Raw genomic sequence first — 17,057 nt, forward strand, 5'->3', positions numbered from 1 at the left:
AATTAAAACTTATAATCAAAACGAATATAATACTGACCACCGTCGGTATCGTAAGGCGCATGACGTGAGTAAATTAAGCCACGACTCGCTTGCAACGTTGCTTCATCAGGATAGCTATTGAATAGATTTTCAATCCCTAAGCGAGCTTTAAGGGCATCGCTATAATGCCAAGTAGCAGAAATATCCATTAGCATTTCACTACCAAAATCTTGATATAACTGGCCGTTGGCTTGGTCTGCGCTATCAGTCCACTTGCCGTAGTAACGTAATCGAGCGAAATATTCCCAACTATTTCGCTGCCAAGACGCGCTAAGGTTACCGTTAAACTTAGGCAGGCCATCTTCAATTCGCACTACACCACTGTCACCAATGGTGCCATCCTGCTTTGTTACTTGGGTATCGTTATAATTAACCGCCCCCGCTACACGAATATCACCATACGAGGTAGTAAAGGTATAGTTACCTGCTACATCTATACCGCGAGTACGGGTATCAAAAGCATTAGTATAGAAGTTAACGCTGGTGAAACTTTCTGCACTGGCTACGCCTTGTGATAACAACTCCTGGCGAATTTCATCAGTCACGTTGTAACGCTGTGATTGGCCAAGTCTGTTATCGACATCAATTTGGTACACATCAATTGAACCATTGAAGCCGTTATCAGTTCGCATCGTCATGCCTAAAGTGTAAGAGGTTGACTCTTCTGCTTGTAAAGGCTGGGCGCCAAAATATTGAGCAACAGGACTAGTCGGTGCCAAGCGGCCAGAAGTAAACAGGTTTAGTGTCATGGTATCTAAGCCTTGCGAGGTACGTGTGCTTTCTAATTGACCTGGTGTCGGTGCTCGAAAACCAGTACTGACAGTACCGCGTAATGCTAAATCATAAGATAACTCATAACGCATGGAAACCTTACCATCTAGCGTATCGCCAAACTCTGAGAAGTCTTCATAGCGTAACGCCACACCGGTAGTAAATTGCTCATTAATTGGCATTTCAACATCAACATAACCGGCATAACTGCGCTGTTTATATTTACCTGCTTGCTGTGGGCTGTAACCTGGGAAACCATTTGAGCCTGATGGTAAACCTTCTTGCGCTGCAAGGCCAACTGCATAAGAGGCATAATCGCCTGCACTTACCTGGTATGTTTCCTCACGGGTTTCAAGCCCAAAGGCGACGTTTGTAGGATAAGCAAATAGGCTGTTTGTCCACTGGTAAACAAAATCAAGATTAGCATTTACTTCTCTTTGCTTTAATTCGCCTAAATAGAAGCTAGTTGGACTGTCTGTCCCCAATGATGCATTAATGCTTTCATCTAGCATGTAACCAATGCGACTACTGCCCATACTCATGCTAGCATCCCAACTAAAATCAGCCGTTATATCTCCATCAAAACCGGTGGTAAAAGCGAAATCTTGATCGTCTTGGCCAAACTTAGGAGAGAAACCAGCTGGATATAGTTTATGCAAATCATAATCAGGGTAGTTGTCTGGACTTGGCTTATAAGCGCTGGTAGAAAGCGGGTTACGCCAGTTAAAATCCGACACTCCCTCACTTTCCCCATAGGTTGAAAAACCGTACCAGCGAGTAGCTCCGATATAGGTTTCTGCATTGAGGGCTAAACGTAGCGCGCTACGTTCAGGCTGCCCCCAGTTTTGTACTGGGTCTTTTACTTTGATGCCTGTTTGTAGTTCAAAATCGATAGCATCACCGCGTTGACGCGAGCGTGACGTCATTTCCGCATCCGTGTACTCTAAGGTGGCGCTTAAGTGGCCATCACCACCCAGTTTCATACCTGCCCGTAATGCCGTCTGCCATTCAAGGCCATCACCTTCAAAATATTGGCCTGCTTGGGTATATCCTTCAACACCAATCGTGTTATCCAAAATAATGTTTATGACACCGGCAATAGCGTCCGAACCATACTGAGCAGCAGCACCATCACGCAACACTTCAATACGCTTAATTGCTGCAGCTGGGATTTGAGCTAAATCTGCACCTTGTGCGCCATTAGATCCTAATAAAGCGCTTCGATGACGACGCTTACCGTTAATCAATACCATAGTATGATCAGGACTTAAACCGCGTAACGTTGCAGGACGTACAAACACCAAACCATCGTTCATCGGCAAACGTTGCACGTTAAAACTAGGAGCTAATGTCGTTAAAATGTCTACTAATTCACTTGAGGCAGTATCATCCATTTCATCACTTGAAAAAACATCCATAGGTGACATCGTATCGAATTGCGTGCGGGCTTGGCTGCGAGTGCCGGTCACTATTAAGGTTTCATAAGCATTTTCTTGATGATTATCACTAGTATTATGGCTTAGATCTTGTGCAAATGCACTGTGAGAAAAAGGTGATAACGAAGCTAAAATAGACAGAGACAATAACTTGTAACATCTGTTTAACATGTACTTCTCCAATGATATTTTTAAATTAAATATTTTGGAAGTACAGTAGTAGCCTATTGTGAAGGAGGCATGACAGAAGCATGATACTTATATGTCAGCATTTTTATAAGACCCTAGAGATTTATGAGTCAATGTTGCAAAAATCCCTCAAAGAGAGTTTTGATTTAAATTCATTAATTTCATTCGCTTAAGGTTTTATTTTGAAATTATTCAACCTGAATAAATCAAATTTATATTACAAGCTTGAATTTAGACTCTTTAGTGAATTCAGCTTAGACTCACACGGCTAGCGCATTTTAATCCCAGACTCTAACAGGGTTGAGCGGTAATCATCGTCTAGCCCTGCCATTTTCTTTTTCCTCGCCATACTTGCTGACTTAGATGCATCTTGTTTAAAAAGCGCCATGGCTATCTTTCGCATTACATTAAACATTAATGGCCCTTGAAGTTTGCGTATTCTCGATTCATCTTCTCTGAAGTTCATATCAAGCATCCAATGCATGCTTTCAACCTGCCAGTGACTGCGTACTGCATTGAGTGCTTGCGCTGCATTTAAGTCTAATGAACTTATATACCAGCGTGTTTCAGTGGTATCCGACCCTGCCGACTTATCATGAACTTCAGCCCTGACCTTAATAATACTCGTTAAGCCAGGCCAACGATAATCCTTGCCTAGCCAGCTTTTATCTATAAGTAACTGCTGGCATGTACGTGTTTCAACACGCCCATGTCCTGAGCTTATTTCGGTATGTTCATCACAATTATGCTTAGTTAACCTTTCACGCTCGCACTTGTGCCACCACGCTTCTAGTTCCTTTTGCATGCCTGAATGATTACCTTTAAGTGCAAGAATATAATCTGCTTTTTGTTGGATGATTTGTTTTGCTATTTCTTGTTGGCATCCCATCGCATCTAACGTAATGATACTGTTTTCAATATCGAGCAGGGTGAGTAATTCTGGTATTGCGGTGATTTCATTTGTTTTATTATCAACAGCCGTCTGCCCAAGCACTAACTGGTGTTGGCAACTCCATGCACTGACCGTGTGTAAGGCACTTTTTCTGTCTTTTGTGGTAAATGAACGCCGTGCGGTTTTGCCATCGATAGCGATGATATCTGCACCTGTAGTTTCAATCAGTGATGATATCCAAGATTGAAATGCCCTTTCTATTTCATTTGCTTTTAACCGACACATGACGCGAGCAATCGTGTCATGTTTTGGAATTCCTGCGTTGAACGTGCCGTATTTTTTTAACCAATCAAGCTTTAGGTGCCCAAAGTCTTCAATATCTTCCCATCCTTCTGCACCAGAGAGTACAGCGCTAATAGCAAGGAGAAGAATATCGATAAGTTCATGCTTTTTACAACGTTCAATGCGAGGATCTGTAATTGAATTAAAATGTTTCAGAAAAGTAGTGCTCATATTTATGCGACCAAGTAATTATTATGCCTTGATCTGATCACTACTTGCTCTATAAGTTCAATTTATAATGATCTTGCCGTGCTTAGACTCAATAATACCAACAAATTTAATGCTCATATTAGCCACGCTTTGTAACTCTATGCTTAGGGGTAACGTATGCGTTATCATGCACTCCATAGATTATCGTACCTGCGCGGAATACCCTGTACTTTAGTGCAGGGATGGATAGCGCGGCGTGCCCTTAAACACCAAATCTCAAAAATTAATTAAAATAATTTTATCAACAGCTGCGCTAAGCCAATGGTGTATAGGCGTTTTCGTAAGAAAATGCCTATTTGTCTTGTACAATTTTTACTGCTAAATTCAACTTAATAAATTAACGTGAAGAGACACTTTTCTTTGGAAAAACGAATTGTTAAAAAGGCATTCAAACGTCGCTTTTACCCAACTACCGAGCAAGCAGACCTACTTGCTCGCAGTTTCGGTTGTAAGCGATTCGTCTATAATAATTCCAAAGCATTCAAAGATGATGCCTATAAGGCTGGCGGTACAAATGTCAGTAGTCATGTGCTAGTAACGCGTCTCGTTTTATTAAAGAAGGAGTATTAAGCGACAATTACGGTGGCCGGTCTAGCGACAATTATCTTGGCCGGTTGATCTGATAAAGTTCGGTACAGCAGAACGGAGGAGTTCACTGTGCCGGGAACACGAATCACTGATCAGCAGGTCACTATTTATATGAAACATAGAAAGCGTAATAGCCAAGTTATCGCGGCTGCGAAAGCAGGTATTTCTGAACGTTCAGCAAGGCGCATTGATAAACTGGATGAGCAGCCATTGTCTAATAAACGCCAATGGCGAACGCGTATAGATCCACTTGAATCTATCTGGGATAGTATTGTTGTCCCTCTACTTCAAGGTGATGCAACGTTAACTCCAGTGGGAATTTTTGATCACCTTTGCGAGTTTCACACCGACAAATTTAACCCGAGTTCACGGCGTACATTAGAGCGTCGAATTCATAAATGGCGGGCACTGTATGGCTCAAGCAAAGAGGTCGTATTCCTGCAAACACACGAGTATGGCCTATTAGGTATGTGTGATTTCACACATATGAAGTCACCCGTTACCATTGCTAGTGAACCCCTAAAGCATATGTTGTTTCATTATCGTATGCCCGCCAGTGGCTGGGCTTACGCCCAAGTGATTTACGGCGGTGAAAGCTTTGCTGCTTTTTCTGATGGCGTGCAAAACGCATTTAAAGCAGCCGGCGGTGTGCCTAAAGAAGTGCGTACAGACAGTCTGAGTGCCGCGTATCGTAATCATACTAATGATAATGATAATGATTTTACAGAGCGCTTTAATGAGCTAGTTATCCATTATGGCTTTAAAGCGACCCGCAATAACCGTGGTATTGCGCATGAAAATGGGGCTATTGAGAGCCCTCATGGGCATCTTAAATCGCAACTGGAGCAAGCATTAAAAATCCGTGGTAGTTATGACTTTCAGACAAGAGAAGTCTATGAATCGTTTGTTGCCGACATTGTAGCTCGCCGTAATCGCCGTGTAAGTGATAAATACGCAGTAGAGCAGCGACAATTACATGCTTTACCAAAGACGATGAGCGTCAATTACACCGAGCATTATCTAACGGTGTCACGTACGAGTACTATTTCATTGAAACGTGTTACCTATAGCGTCCCGTCACGCCTTGTTGGTAGCCGATTACTTGTTCGTTTATATGACAACCGTTTAGAGCTGCGCTATGGCAGCGATTTAGTTCAAACGTTAGCGCGTGTCTATGCTTCTAAAGGATGCCGTGCACGTAATATTAGTTACTTGCATGTTATTGACGCACTGGTTAAAAAACCATTGGCATTTCGCTACTCACAACTACGTGACGACTTACTTCCAAGCGACAATTACAAAGCTATTTGGGAATACGTTAATGCCCACCTTTTAGCGGATGAAGCGAGCTATTACATGGTGAAATTGCTCCATTTAGCGAAGCAAAGTGGGTGTGAACGTCAATTAGGACGATTTGTAGTAGCGTCAATTACTCAGCGACAATTACCGGCCATCCGAGAATGTGAAGCGCAATTTTTAGTGATTGCATCAAACATACCCACAATAACAATAAAGCAACACAGCTTGAGCGCTTATAGCAGCATGATACCGGGAGGCCTACATGGATAACTTCACGGCCTCGTTACCTTTAATGCTGAAACAATTAAAGCTTAGCACCATGCTTCAACAGTGGAATACTCTGGGCAAAAAAGCGATAGAAGAACAATGGAGCCCGCAGCAATACTTATCTGAGCTGTGCCATATTGAACTTGCGACACGCGATGATAAACGCCTTCAGCGGCTTTTAAAAGATGCAAAATTGCCCGTGGGTAAACACCTTAGCAGCTTCGACTTTACCCTTGTTGATGGGGTTAGTAAGCCCCTTGTTGCTGATTTAATAAATCAGCCGGATTGGTTGAAGTACGGTGGCAATATATTGTTATTTGGCGCCAGTGGTCTTGGTAAAACGCATATCGCCAGTAGCATCGGTTATGGCCTTATCGAGCAGGGCCATAAAGTTAAGTTTGTTGCCGCGTCAGCGATTGTTCAACAACTCCAGCAAGCAAAGCGACACTTACGCTTGCAAGATGAGCTTGTAAAGCTCGATAAATACAGCTTATTAATCGTTGATGACGTTGGTTACGTTCGAAAAACGGAACAGGAAACGAGCGTGCTGTTTGAATTGATAGCCCATCGCTATGAGCGACACAGCATGATCATCACATCAAACAAATCATTCGAACAATGGGATGAACTATTTGATGATTCAACGATGACTGTCGCGGCAATCGATCGCTTGGTTCATCACGCAACGATTATTCATTGCGAAGGTGAAAGTTACCGGCGCAAAACAGCGCTCAATAAGAGCAAATGAAATTCGGTGTCAACCGGCCAAGATAATTGACGCTAGATAGAAGCACAGCGTCACATGGGTGTCGTGGAAGGGCAAGTTTTAAGAGCTTTAGGCTTAAAGCCAGTGTGGGGACGAAATGACCGAGTGAGTTACTTTGAAATCATTGCACAGGATCAACTTTCTTATCCGCGTAGCGATGTTGTGGTCCAAGTAACGAGTGTTTACCGTGACCAGTTTGATGGTTTTATGAGTTTACTGGCGGATGCAATAGCACGCCTAGCGGCGCTTGATGACGGTAATATTATTGCAAAAAACACTTTGGCGACCCAACTCGAATTAATCAACCCGGGGATTATGGAACAGGAGTGACTAATCTAGCTTTAGATTCAACATCATGGGAGGGTGATGGTTGCATTGGCTGAGCAGTATCTTGCACGCTTACAATATTGCTATGGCCGTAAGAGGTGGGGAGTCAGTGTTGGACAAGGTGTTAATTTATTTGGTCAACAGCTTAAAGGCGTTGATGCGGCTATTATGTCACGCTCAAGTAATTTACATGGCATGTTATCAACAGATCATCTATTTGAGTTTTTAGATGGTATGGCAGCGGCTGTGAGATCAGTAAACGGTCAATCGCCTGAGCTGTATATAAGTGATTTACGCCAATCAACAGGACGTATTGTAAAGGCCGCTGATTTTATTAGTGAAGAAATGCGGGCTCGATATCTCAATCCTAATTGGATAAAAGGAATGCAGGGCGAAGGGTATGCTGGTGCATTAGAAATTTTAAATACTGTAAATAATGTGTTTGGTTGGCAGGCGACTACACCGAATGTGATCCGTAATGATCAATGGGAAGCAATGAGCCAAGTTTTTGTTGAAGATAAATATAAGCTTGGCCTTAACGAGTGGTTTGATGAACAACAGCCTGTTGCCCAAATGCAAATTATTGAGCGTATGGCAGAAGCTATTCGCAAGGATTATTGGCAAGCGAGTGACCAAGCAAAAATAGCACTCGCAACACGATATGCTGAGTTGTTGCAAGAACATCCTCAGCACAAAGCAGCTATCAAAACCGCTGAACTTTTGTCTGAATTGGTTGCAGGCTATGGCCCGAATGCCGGTCAAGGCGGTAGTCAAACCTTGCAGATCGAATACATCTTCAAGTATTACTCGGCTGTTGCTGGTTTTAGCTATGTTAGGGCTGATCCTCAGTGGTGCAATATACCAGAAACAGCTTAATAAACATCGAATTAAAGGTCAATAAAATGAACGAGTTTGAAAGTATATTATATGATTTAACACGTTTTTTCTTATTTCCAGTAATGTCGCTGATATTACTTTTTTTAGTTTATTTTTTGCTTGTACTGGGGAGTTTTACGATGGAATATGTACAAAGTAAGCGTCAGGTTTATGTATCAGAACTTGCTAGTTATAGTCGCACAGAGGCTGTTTCTAATAGTGAAGATTTAGAGCTGTGGATACTAAAGCGATTAGAAAAATTACGTATTGTTACTCGGACTTCGCCAATGCTTGGGCTAGTCGCAACGATGATATCTATTGGACCTGCACTGCTAGCATTGGGTGAAGGACAAGTGAGTGAAGTATCGAGTAATATGGTCGTGGCATTTTCAGCTGTTATATTATCACTTATTGCTGCAAGTATTACCTTTGGTGTGCTTACAGTGAAGCGCCGATTTTGGTTAGAAGAATTACGGGACTTGGAATGCCAAGATGAACAACAAGGAGAGGCTAATGCGTTTTCTTGATAGTGATGATGCGGATGACCCAATATTGTCGGTTGTTAATTTGGTTGATTTATTTCTGGTGATCATTGATATTTTATTGGCTGTGATCGCAGCAAACCCTTTGAGCCCACTTTCGAATAAAGATATTGTTGTAATTGAAAACCCAGGTAAAGCGGATATGAAAATTACAGTAAAGAATGGTGAAAAACTGACTCGGTATGAGTCAAATGGTGAAATAGGGAAAGGGCAGGGCACTAAAGCAGGTGAAACCTATCAAATGGAAGATGGCAGCCTTATTTATGTACCAAGTAAATAAGTGGAAAAATAAATCATTGCTCTATTATATAAAAAATTTATGTATTTATTTCGACTTAATCTAACATATCGACTTGCAAAGTTGAAAGTCAACCCTGTTAATGCATTGTTTTTTAATATAAATACTTAGGTTTCAACTTGTGTACTAACAACCCAGTCATTAAACATTAAGCTAGTTTATTAGAATAAGCTTAATAATTCGATAACGTTGAAATAGCTTGTAAATTCATGGGCGTATCACGAGGTACGCCCTGTCTTTACTGAGAACTTGTAGAAAAAGCAGGTATAGATGCCTTAATTGAAAAAAGCGATGAACTCTAAATATCAAAATCCGTGTTGACGAAGAAGCAATGTTAGCTTGCGCTGTTGGCCAGCCTGGCCATGGATAACATAGGAAAAGTAATAAGTTTGCAAGTAAGGTGTTTGTTGAATCTGGACATGTCTTTTTATACCGTGATTTTATGAATTGTCGAAAAATAAAGTAATGGCTCTGTAGCACTTGTTGAGGGCTAACCTAAACGTGATATCTACACTGATGCGATATTTTAATCTAGGCAAGGCCTCAATAGTGAACCTCAATAGTTGAAAATTCCAATTAAAGAGGGAGATTATTCGAAACAGTCGATTACTCTGCTAAGTCATGGTGGCTTTTATAGTCGCCGGTGTTATTAAAAGTACGTTGCTTAGGTAAATCGCTCATGACATTTAAGGTTTTTTGACCACTTTCGGCCTTTTCCAAAGTAAAGCCATCGTATAATTTACCATCTGTAGTAAATGATTTATATATTAGTTTGTTAGTTGTTTTTTTAATAATTTGATAGGTGGAAGTATTTTCACCTATACGCTCAAGAGTAACACCGTAGTGATTGTATTCCTGCCACCGTGTCGGTTTTTGTGGGTAAGTTTTAGGGCCCGCCACAGATGTCACAAACACAGATTTAACCTTTTTAGGTGAGGTAGAGCTGGCCAATACTGAGATATCTTCTTTTGTGCCTATGCTGCCACGAGCATACGTATGATCGTGGCCCTGTAACACCAAATCGACATTATGTTTCAGGAAAATGGGTAAGAAAGCAGCCCTGACTTCTGGCTCATCTTGCCCTGGAGTATTTAATGGTACGCCGCACGAAGAAAATATAGGATGATGCATAGTCACAATCCGCCATTGTGCTTTGCTATGTTGTAGTTGATCATCTAACCACTCAGCTTGTGCTTGTAATAAATTAACGTCACCTTGCGCTTCAGAATTAAGTACAAAAACATCTAAGTCAGGGTAATGCGATGCATAAACAGTTTCTTGTAATACATTGGCTAAAGTAGGTGCAGGAGGTAATGTAAATTGATCCTGCCAAAGAGTTGAAAGTGCCCAGTTTTTATTATTACTAGTATTAATATCTTTATTAGTGTGTATCTGCCAATCATATTCATGATTTCCTGCTACCAATACAGCGGGTAACATACCATGGATAAAGCGCCCAGCATTTAACCAGTTTGACCATTGCTTATCATTAGCTCCTTCGTTTACTAAATCTCCAGCATAAATAGCAAATTCAGCATTGGCTGCATTTTTCCATGCACGTCTTAATACCATCGGCCAGTGAGAGTAAATTCCGTTTTGTGCATCACCAAAATAGAGAAATTCAACATCTTTATTCGCTTGTAAAGGTGATGTTTTAATTTGTTGCCAAGGAGACCATTTACCTTCGACACCGCTAACACGGTAATTATATAATGTATCAGGTGATAAGTTTTTAAATGTGATTGCATGATAATTAACATCAGGAAGTTTATTATTAGCAGGGTACTCGAACTCTCCTTGATTATTTTTACCTTGCTTTAAGGATACAGTGTTCGTAATTGCTTTCACTGTACTTGCATGTATGTCATATCTGGCATCTGAATTTGCTGTAACTATTTGTCCGTAAGTACTACCGGTAATGCTATTTGTTCGCCAAGTGAGTGAAATAGTTGTCGCTGGGTTTTCCGTCGCTGTTGCAATAATTCGATCTGGCCATGAGGTGGCCTGCTCATAAGGGGTTTCCGATTTAGCGGGTAATGGCGAATCAGCCAATGCAGTATTAAAAATAAGTAAGGATAAAGCTAACCAAGGAAAACACGTTGATGAAGTCATAAAGTCACCTAAAATATACAAATATTTAGTAAAAAGCGTCTCAGGTCTGGGACGCTTTATGAAAATAAAACACTGTACTCAAAGAGAGTACTAATAGTTTGTGTTGCTAATTAAAATGCGTAGCTAATACCAGCGCCATAAGTGGCGGGTGCGCCGACTAAACGAGAGCCACTATTGAGTTCAAGAAAGTAAACCTCATCAGTAATATTACGGCCATAAGCATATAGATTTAAACCATTATTAAATGTTACATCCACACGCAATCCAAGAATGCCATACGAAGGGGTTGTATTACCTTCACCCGCATTCAAGCGATTTGACTCTTCATCGTGGTAGCTATAATTAAGGCGTGCGTTTAACTGAGTATTGCTAGTGAGCGATGTCTCATAGTTAAGCGCGGCCGTTTGACTCCATTTTGGTGAACCAGGAAGTGGGTCGCCAATGGTACTGATGACGTCGTTAACTCGGTTTGAATTGAACTCTGTAATTTCAGTGTCTAAATAGGTAGCCGCGGTATTGAAGGTAACCCTATGGCTATCTGCTTCATATAGGGTCGCAGTGAGTGAAGCTTCAGCACCATGAACAGTTGCTTTCCCTACGTTTGTTCTGCCGTTTGTATCATTTGATAAACGAGCTGTTGCTTGTAATTCTTCAAAGTCATAAGAAAACACGTCTAACGTAAAATTGAACGCGTCATTTACATATCGAGCACCCGCTTCATATGCGAGAACTTCTTCTGATTCAAAAGGTTCTGTTTCTTCCTCTGAAAAAATAGAGGTGCCGTCGAAACCACCACCACGATAAGCCGTACTAACAGAAGCAAACACGTTAAAGTTATTATTAACAAAGTATTGAACGGCTAATTTCCCCGACATGTTACTGTCATCGAATTGTCGATCCCAAGAGAAATTAGCATCCGTTTGAAAAGTATCTTCAAATATTGACAGCCCCCAAGGATCTGCATCAATATTTTCACCGCGAAATTTAGCGCTATCTTTCGTATAACGCAGACCAGCACTAAGAACTAAATCGTTTGATACATTCCAGTCGACATTACCAAAAACGGCAACACTGTTACGTCGCTGATTATAAGGTGAGCTGTATTGAGACATTACAGTATAGCTGTTCCAGTTACTGGTAAAATCTACTGAGTCGTTGATGAAAAATGTACCTGCTATCCAATCAAATTGACCTCCAGTACTATCGCTTAATCGTATTTCTAACGATGTTTGATTCAAACTATCATCAAAATTGTACTGATAGCGAGGGAAAGAAGTGCCGTCACCATTACCGCTAACATTCCGATCACTACTTTGTTGAGCGAATAACACATCTAAATTTAAATCTTTATTTAATTGACGACTGAAGTCACCCGAAAGCCCACTTACGTCTATTTCATGTGAGTAATATTCACTGGTATAGAATTCATAAGGGTTATCGTTTTCTCCAGCATTAATGTTAGACGAGTCATCATCGAATGCTATACGGTCGTATTGACGAGTATCGCCGCGGTTTTGACTGAAAAAGTAGTGTAAGGTTAATGATGTTACACTATCAAACTCATATTCAGCAGTGCCTCTAAAAGCAAATAAATCAGCATCACCAAACCCATCGCGTTCACCTGGATCAGTAACAGGGGGTATAATTCCTTCAGCACCTTCAGGAACGAACCCAGCAAAGTTACCAGCGCCTTTGCCATCCATGAAACCACCACCTTGTTTCATTAATACAGCAACCCGAACACCTAAATTATCTGATACGGGTCCACCAATAGCAGCGCTGCCAGAAACCAAGTCGTATGAACCATACTCGATATCAGCATAACCGTTTAATGTGTCACCAGGGGCTCGCGTAATTGCGTTAATTGTACCGGCCGTTGTATTGCGGCCATATAGTGTGCCTTGCGGACCTTTAAGTACCTCAATTCGTTCTAAATCAAATAACGGCATACTTAAATAAGCGTTAGATGTTTGGTAAATACCATTAACATGTAATGCAACCGATGGGTTACCATTCGGTTTATAGTCATCAGCACCACCAATCCCACGAATAGTGATAAAACTATTTTCAGGGCCACCAAAAGCAGAATTGATTGATATGCCCGATAGACTATTAATTAAGTCCGTGAAGTCTGTTACACCTTGTGCTTTTAACTCATCACCATCCAGTACAGAAATTGCTACTGGAGTATCTTGTAAGCTGCTCTCGCGCTTAAGCCCAGTAACCACAATTTCATCCATTGGTGCATGATAACTAGAGTTAGCTGTGCGTTTATTTGATGAGATAGGATTTGCGTCGGCTTTTTTTATTATTATGGCACCACTAGGCTGTTCTTGTGCTATTAAACCGCTACCGAGTAATAACTGTTCAACTGCTTGGGTTACTGACAGCTTTCCGATAGCAGCAACGGCTTGTTTATTACTCACTAGGCGACTTGGCGCGATAATTACTGTTCCTGTTTGTTGAGAAAGCTGGTTAAGCGCCTGACCTAAAGGTTGGGTGGAAATGTTTACTTCAGTTTGTTGTGCAAATACACCCTGAGGTGTTAAAGAAGCAAGTGCACCACTAAAAAGTGCAAACTTAATAGATTTACTGAGTAATGTTTTCATAATGTATCTTCCGGTTAATTAATAGAGGTTCGTTATAAGAGTCACAAAAAAGAAAAATTTTTCAGAAAACATACATATTTAACAAAAGCTTCATAAACTGAAGTTTATGAAAAAACGTCCCGAGTACTTACTCGCTATGGGGTATTGTTAGCTTTTGTAATGAGTGTACGATTTACTTTTTCTGTTAACTTAATAGGGTAAGCGCCAGCTAATCCTGCTAAAACAGAGTCAATTTGATCGAAAGTGAATGATGCAGTAATCGGAAGGTTGTTAATGCTGTCGTCTGAAATAATAACAGGTTTTGTAATGTAACGATTGATATCCACGATTACATCTTTGAGTGGTATGTTATCGTAAATTAATCGTGCATTTAGCCAAGCAAATTCTGTTTTAGGATTGAAATGAGTAATACCGTTAATAAATTTACCATTAATATCGGCACGTAATTGTTCATTTGATTGCAACTGAACAACTTTTTCATCTTGACCGCCATACTCAGGTAAATCTGCTACATCTACCATTCCACGTTGTACTGAAATTTTTAGCTCATTGTCAGTGCTATATTCAACTTCAAAAGCAGTGCCACGAACGCGAACCTCTGTATGTTGAGCTGATACTGAAAAAATACGTGCTGGATCTTGATTAACGTCGAAATAAGCACTGCCTTTACGCAGAAATATACGTCTTTCATATGGATTTATATTGACTGAAATACTGGTGTTTCCTGCCAATGTGACAGATGTGCCATCACTTAATATTACCGTTCGGTTTTCCCCAATGGGTGACGTAAATACTATTTCAGGTGCCGTTACTTTCAAGACTTCAGGGGCATAAAATGCAAAATTAACAAATAAAAACAAAGCACTCGCGGCAATACCACTCAACCATATTGCGGATTGAGTAAATATATTTTTTGGTTTTTTGGATGATAATTTTACAGATTCTCGTATAGCGTATTGCTCTAACCACTCTAGAGCTGAATCTGTTACTCCAATAGTTTGCCAGACTTTGTAAGATTGGGTAAAGGCTTGTCTATTCGCATTGCTAATATTGATCCACATAATAAATTCATCATGTTTTTCTTGCGTCGTTTCTCCAGAGTAAAGATAGGTAAGCCATTCTCTTGCTTGGTTTTTTACTAACGCTTCTTCGTTGTATTGGTCTGTCATGATTTTTACTCGTTAGGTAGGGCGGCTTACAAGTGGGTTGCTAGTACTGCTTCTGTTTAACTTACTGCTATTACTAGCCGAACCTCTATCAACTTGTTCTAAAATATACATTGCAGTATTTAATTGACGACAAATATCAGCAATACTCCAGCCTGTGTCTGCGGCAATTTGCGCGTATGTTTGCCCTTTTATTCTGGCGCGCATTAATATATCGCGTTGCTTACTACTGAGTTGCTTTGTGGCTTTTTGAATAATTTCAATACTTTGTTCACCCTGTAAAATACGTTCTGGGCAAAATGTATCTACTTGCTCTTCATCAATCAGTAATTGCTCGGTAATAAACTCCCGAGTTTTACATAAGTGTCCAATTGATTTAAGTGTGATGTTGATAGCAATTTTTAAGATATAGGCTTTAGGATCATGTATTTTCTCAGGATTGTTCATTTGTGCAAATCGACTAAAAGCTTCTTGGGCAACATCTTCAGGCTCTGGAGGCCCTGATCCATATGATTTATGTAATAATCGACATACGTCAAGCCAGTGCTCTCGAAATAAATCATCTATTTTTTTGAATTGCATTGTTGTATGTAGATTGCTTTTATTCACCGAATGCTTATTAGTATCCGCATTGATGAAACACACCTGATCCTTATACAAGGATTTATTCATTTATATAGCTTAATTACTATTGGAATATATGCACTCTAGCAACAGCTTATGGCAGGGGGATGACTATTAAGATAGATTTTTTTACTAAAATATAATCATTTTGAAAAGAGGAAATAAAACTGTAGTTAGGGCCAATAAGAATCGCTCAATTTTCTGCATGCCTTAATAACCAAGTAGGCTAATTGTCCTTACTGATATTCGAAGGGAGTAGTGCTTCGACTTTCTCTCCTGTTTCAGTATAAGGCAATTTTCTCAGCAGAGTATAAGGGTAGCTATAGGGCTCAAGACCATTGAATTTTCCATTTTCACTACGCTAAACACAGCACAGTGCTAGCTTTTTCGCCTTGGTCGTGTCAAAAAATAGCCAGACACGCCGCTTTTCTATCATGATTCGCTTTGCTACTTTTTATAGCTCGTTACGTTTTTATTTACTGTATTTTTTTCCTCCAATAGAGGGTTGAGCAAATATTCTCTAAATAATAAATAAGTTAAATAAAAACTCTTGACCTTATCTTAAGTTGAGGTTTTATTATCTGAGCACTTTCATACAACTGGATACAACATGACTCAATTAACGTTTACTAAAACACTATGGCAACTACTGACCATTTTATTCCTGCTGTTAACCTACCCTATACCTTGCAAATCAAACGCCGACGAAAATAGCTCTGTGCGAGTTGCATTAACATCTGTCAGTGCAAAAAAATGGGACAACACTGTCTTGGGGATAGGTATTTTAGAGGCTTACCAACAAGTTATTCTTTCGCCAGAGAGCGTCGGGAAAATTACTCAGATTTCTTTCAATTCAGGTGATGTTGTTAAAAAAGACCAGGTTTTATTTAAGCTGAATGTCGGCGAGGAAGCGGCGTTATTAGACAAGTTAAAAGCCGAAGCAGAGTTTATTACTATTAAATATACAAGGCTAAAAGAACTGGTGAAAATGAATTCGGTATCACAAAGTGAAGTCGATTTGGCTTACGCCGAACTAAAAGCCCAAAGAGCAAGTATTAAACTAGCAGAAAGTACCCTAGCTAAAAAAATCACCAGAGCGCCTTTTGACGGAATAGTAGGCATAAATTATTTACATATAGGTGATGTTGTATCTGAGCAAACCTCACTTATTAGTATTGTTGATAATACTAAAATGCTAATAAATTTTACCCTAGACGATAAGTCTTATGCCGGTTTATCCACAGGGCAAAATGTCAATATTTTCATTGATGCCTTAGATAATAAAAAAATTGTTGGCACCCTTGTGGCTGTTGAGCCGATTTTGAGTAAGTCTCACAACATTAGAGCACAAGCCTTAGTTGATAATACTAACAATGAACTGAGGGCTGGATTGTTTGCTCGTGTATTGCTGACCACACCTAGCGATAAAACGGTCTTAACTATCCCTGAAACCGCTATTAGTTATTCCTTACACGGCAACACGGTATTTACCGCGACTAAGTCAAATGATGACAACGGCTTTGTGGTGCAGAGGAAAATAATCACCGTTGGACGTAGTGTAGATAACTATACAGAAGTACTCGCAGGCCTCTCTGACAAGGATAGGGTGGTTGTATCTGGACACTTAAAACTATTTGATGGCATGCATGTGCATGAAGCCGCCAGAAATGAATTTAACGTCTCTAGTAAAATAGGAGATTAAAC

At 40.3% G+C, this 17,057-nt stretch carries 12 protein-coding genes and 1 pseudogene; 7 read left to right on the forward strand and 6 right to left on the reverse strand.

Going from position 1 to position 17,057, the window contains the following annotated elements; translation table 11 throughout:
- Nucleotides 1–2 precede the first annotated feature (2 nt).
- Together ACT3S9_RS19155 and ACT3S9_RS19160 are read right to left on the reverse strand one after the other, a co-directional pair.
- Nucleotides 3–2,417, reverse strand: coding sequence for a TonB-dependent receptor plug domain-containing protein (locus tag ACT3S9_RS19155; protein WP_226898088.1), 2,415 nt, complete (start codon nt 2,415–2,417; stop codon nt 3–5).
- A 286-nt stretch (nt 2,418–2,703) separates the two neighbouring features.
- On the reverse strand, nt 2,704–3,840 hold the full coding sequence (locus tag ACT3S9_RS19160) for an ISAs1 family transposase (protein WP_008466968.1): 1,137 nt from the start codon (nt 3,838–3,840) through the stop codon (nt 2,704–2,706).
- Between the two features lie 381 nt (nt 3,841–4,221).
- On the opposite strand from ACT3S9_RS19160, the gene ACT3S9_RS19165 reads away from it, so the two are divergent.
- The 6 genes and pseudogenes from ACT3S9_RS19165 to ACT3S9_RS19190 all read left to right on the forward strand — a co-directional run bounded on the left by ACT3S9_RS19165 (nt 4,222) and on the right by ACT3S9_RS19190 (nt 8,824).
- Nucleotides 4,222–4,449: a helix-turn-helix domain-containing protein gene (locus ACT3S9_RS19165; protein WP_318779440.1), complete on the forward strand. Its 228-nt coding sequence runs from the start codon at nt 4,222–4,224 to the stop codon at nt 4,447–4,449.
- Between the two features lie 87 nt (nt 4,450–4,536).
- Nucleotides 4,537–6,036 (forward strand): IS21 family transposase, encoded by a 1,500-nt coding sequence (gene istA, locus ACT3S9_RS19170; protein ID WP_443490308.1) that lies wholly within the window; start codon nt 4,537–4,539, stop codon nt 6,034–6,036.
- The gene (gene istB / locus ACT3S9_RS19175; protein ID WP_089368257.1) at nt 6,029–6,781 is read left to right on the forward strand and encodes an IS21-like element helper ATPase IstB; all 753 of its coding nucleotides are present in this window, start codon (nt 6,029–6,031) and stop codon (nt 6,779–6,781) included. Before istA ends, istB begins: the two co-directional genes overlap by 8 nt.
- Nucleotides 6,782–6,817: 36 nt before the next feature.
- Nucleotides 6,818–8,002 (forward strand): annotated as a pseudogene (locus ACT3S9_RS19180) (cobaltochelatase subunit CobN).
- A 140-nt stretch (nt 8,003–8,142) separates the two neighbouring features.
- Nucleotides 8,143–8,529 (forward strand): MotA/TolQ/ExbB proton channel family protein, encoded by a 387-nt coding sequence (locus ACT3S9_RS19185; RefSeq protein WP_225741080.1) that lies wholly within the window; start codon nt 8,143–8,145, stop codon nt 8,527–8,529.
- Complete coding sequence (locus tag ACT3S9_RS19190; RefSeq protein WP_193039085.1) at nt 8,516–8,824, forward strand: DUF2149 domain-containing protein; 309 nt, start codon at nt 8,516–8,518, stop codon at nt 8,822–8,824. The genes ACT3S9_RS19185 and ACT3S9_RS19190 overlap by 14 nt, the downstream gene beginning before the upstream one ends.
- 624 nt (nt 8,825–9,448) lie before the next feature.
- Here the strand turns inward: ACT3S9_RS19190 and ACT3S9_RS19195 are convergent.
- The 4 genes from ACT3S9_RS19195 to ACT3S9_RS19210 form a co-directional block, all read right to left on the reverse strand.
- Nucleotides 9,449–10,954: a purple acid phosphatase family protein gene (locus tag ACT3S9_RS19195; protein WP_193039086.1), complete on the reverse strand. Its 1,506-nt coding sequence runs from the start codon at nt 10,952–10,954 to the stop codon at nt 9,449–9,451.
- A 110-nt stretch (nt 10,955–11,064) separates the two neighbouring features.
- On the reverse strand, nt 11,065–13,563 hold the full coding sequence (locus ACT3S9_RS19200) for a TonB-dependent receptor domain-containing protein (RefSeq protein ID WP_192532759.1): 2,499 nt from the start codon (nt 13,561–13,563) through the stop codon (nt 11,065–11,067).
- Nucleotides 13,564–13,697: 134 nt separating this feature from the next.
- Complete coding sequence (locus ACT3S9_RS19205; protein WP_192532760.1) at nt 13,698–14,732, reverse strand: FecR family protein; 1,035 nt, start codon at nt 14,730–14,732, stop codon at nt 13,698–13,700.
- A 12-nt stretch (nt 14,733–14,744) separates the two neighbouring features.
- A complete protein-coding gene (locus ACT3S9_RS19210; protein WP_319021296.1) occupies nt 14,745–15,311 on the reverse strand; it encodes an RNA polymerase sigma factor in 567 nt (188 codons plus the stop codon).
- Between the two features lie 652 nt (nt 15,312–15,963).
- On the opposite strand from ACT3S9_RS19210, the gene ACT3S9_RS19215 reads away from it, so the two are divergent.
- Nucleotides 15,964–17,055 (forward strand): efflux RND transporter periplasmic adaptor subunit, encoded by a 1,092-nt coding sequence (locus ACT3S9_RS19215; protein WP_192532762.1) that lies wholly within the window; start codon nt 15,964–15,966, stop codon nt 17,053–17,055.
- The last annotated feature ends 2 nt before the right edge of the window (nt 17,056–17,057 follow it).

This window comes from Pseudoalteromonas sp. AOP31-A2-14, from assembly GCF_052378035.1.
Taxonomy (GTDB): domain Bacteria; phylum Pseudomonadota; class Gammaproteobacteria; order Enterobacterales; family Alteromonadaceae; genus Pseudoalteromonas.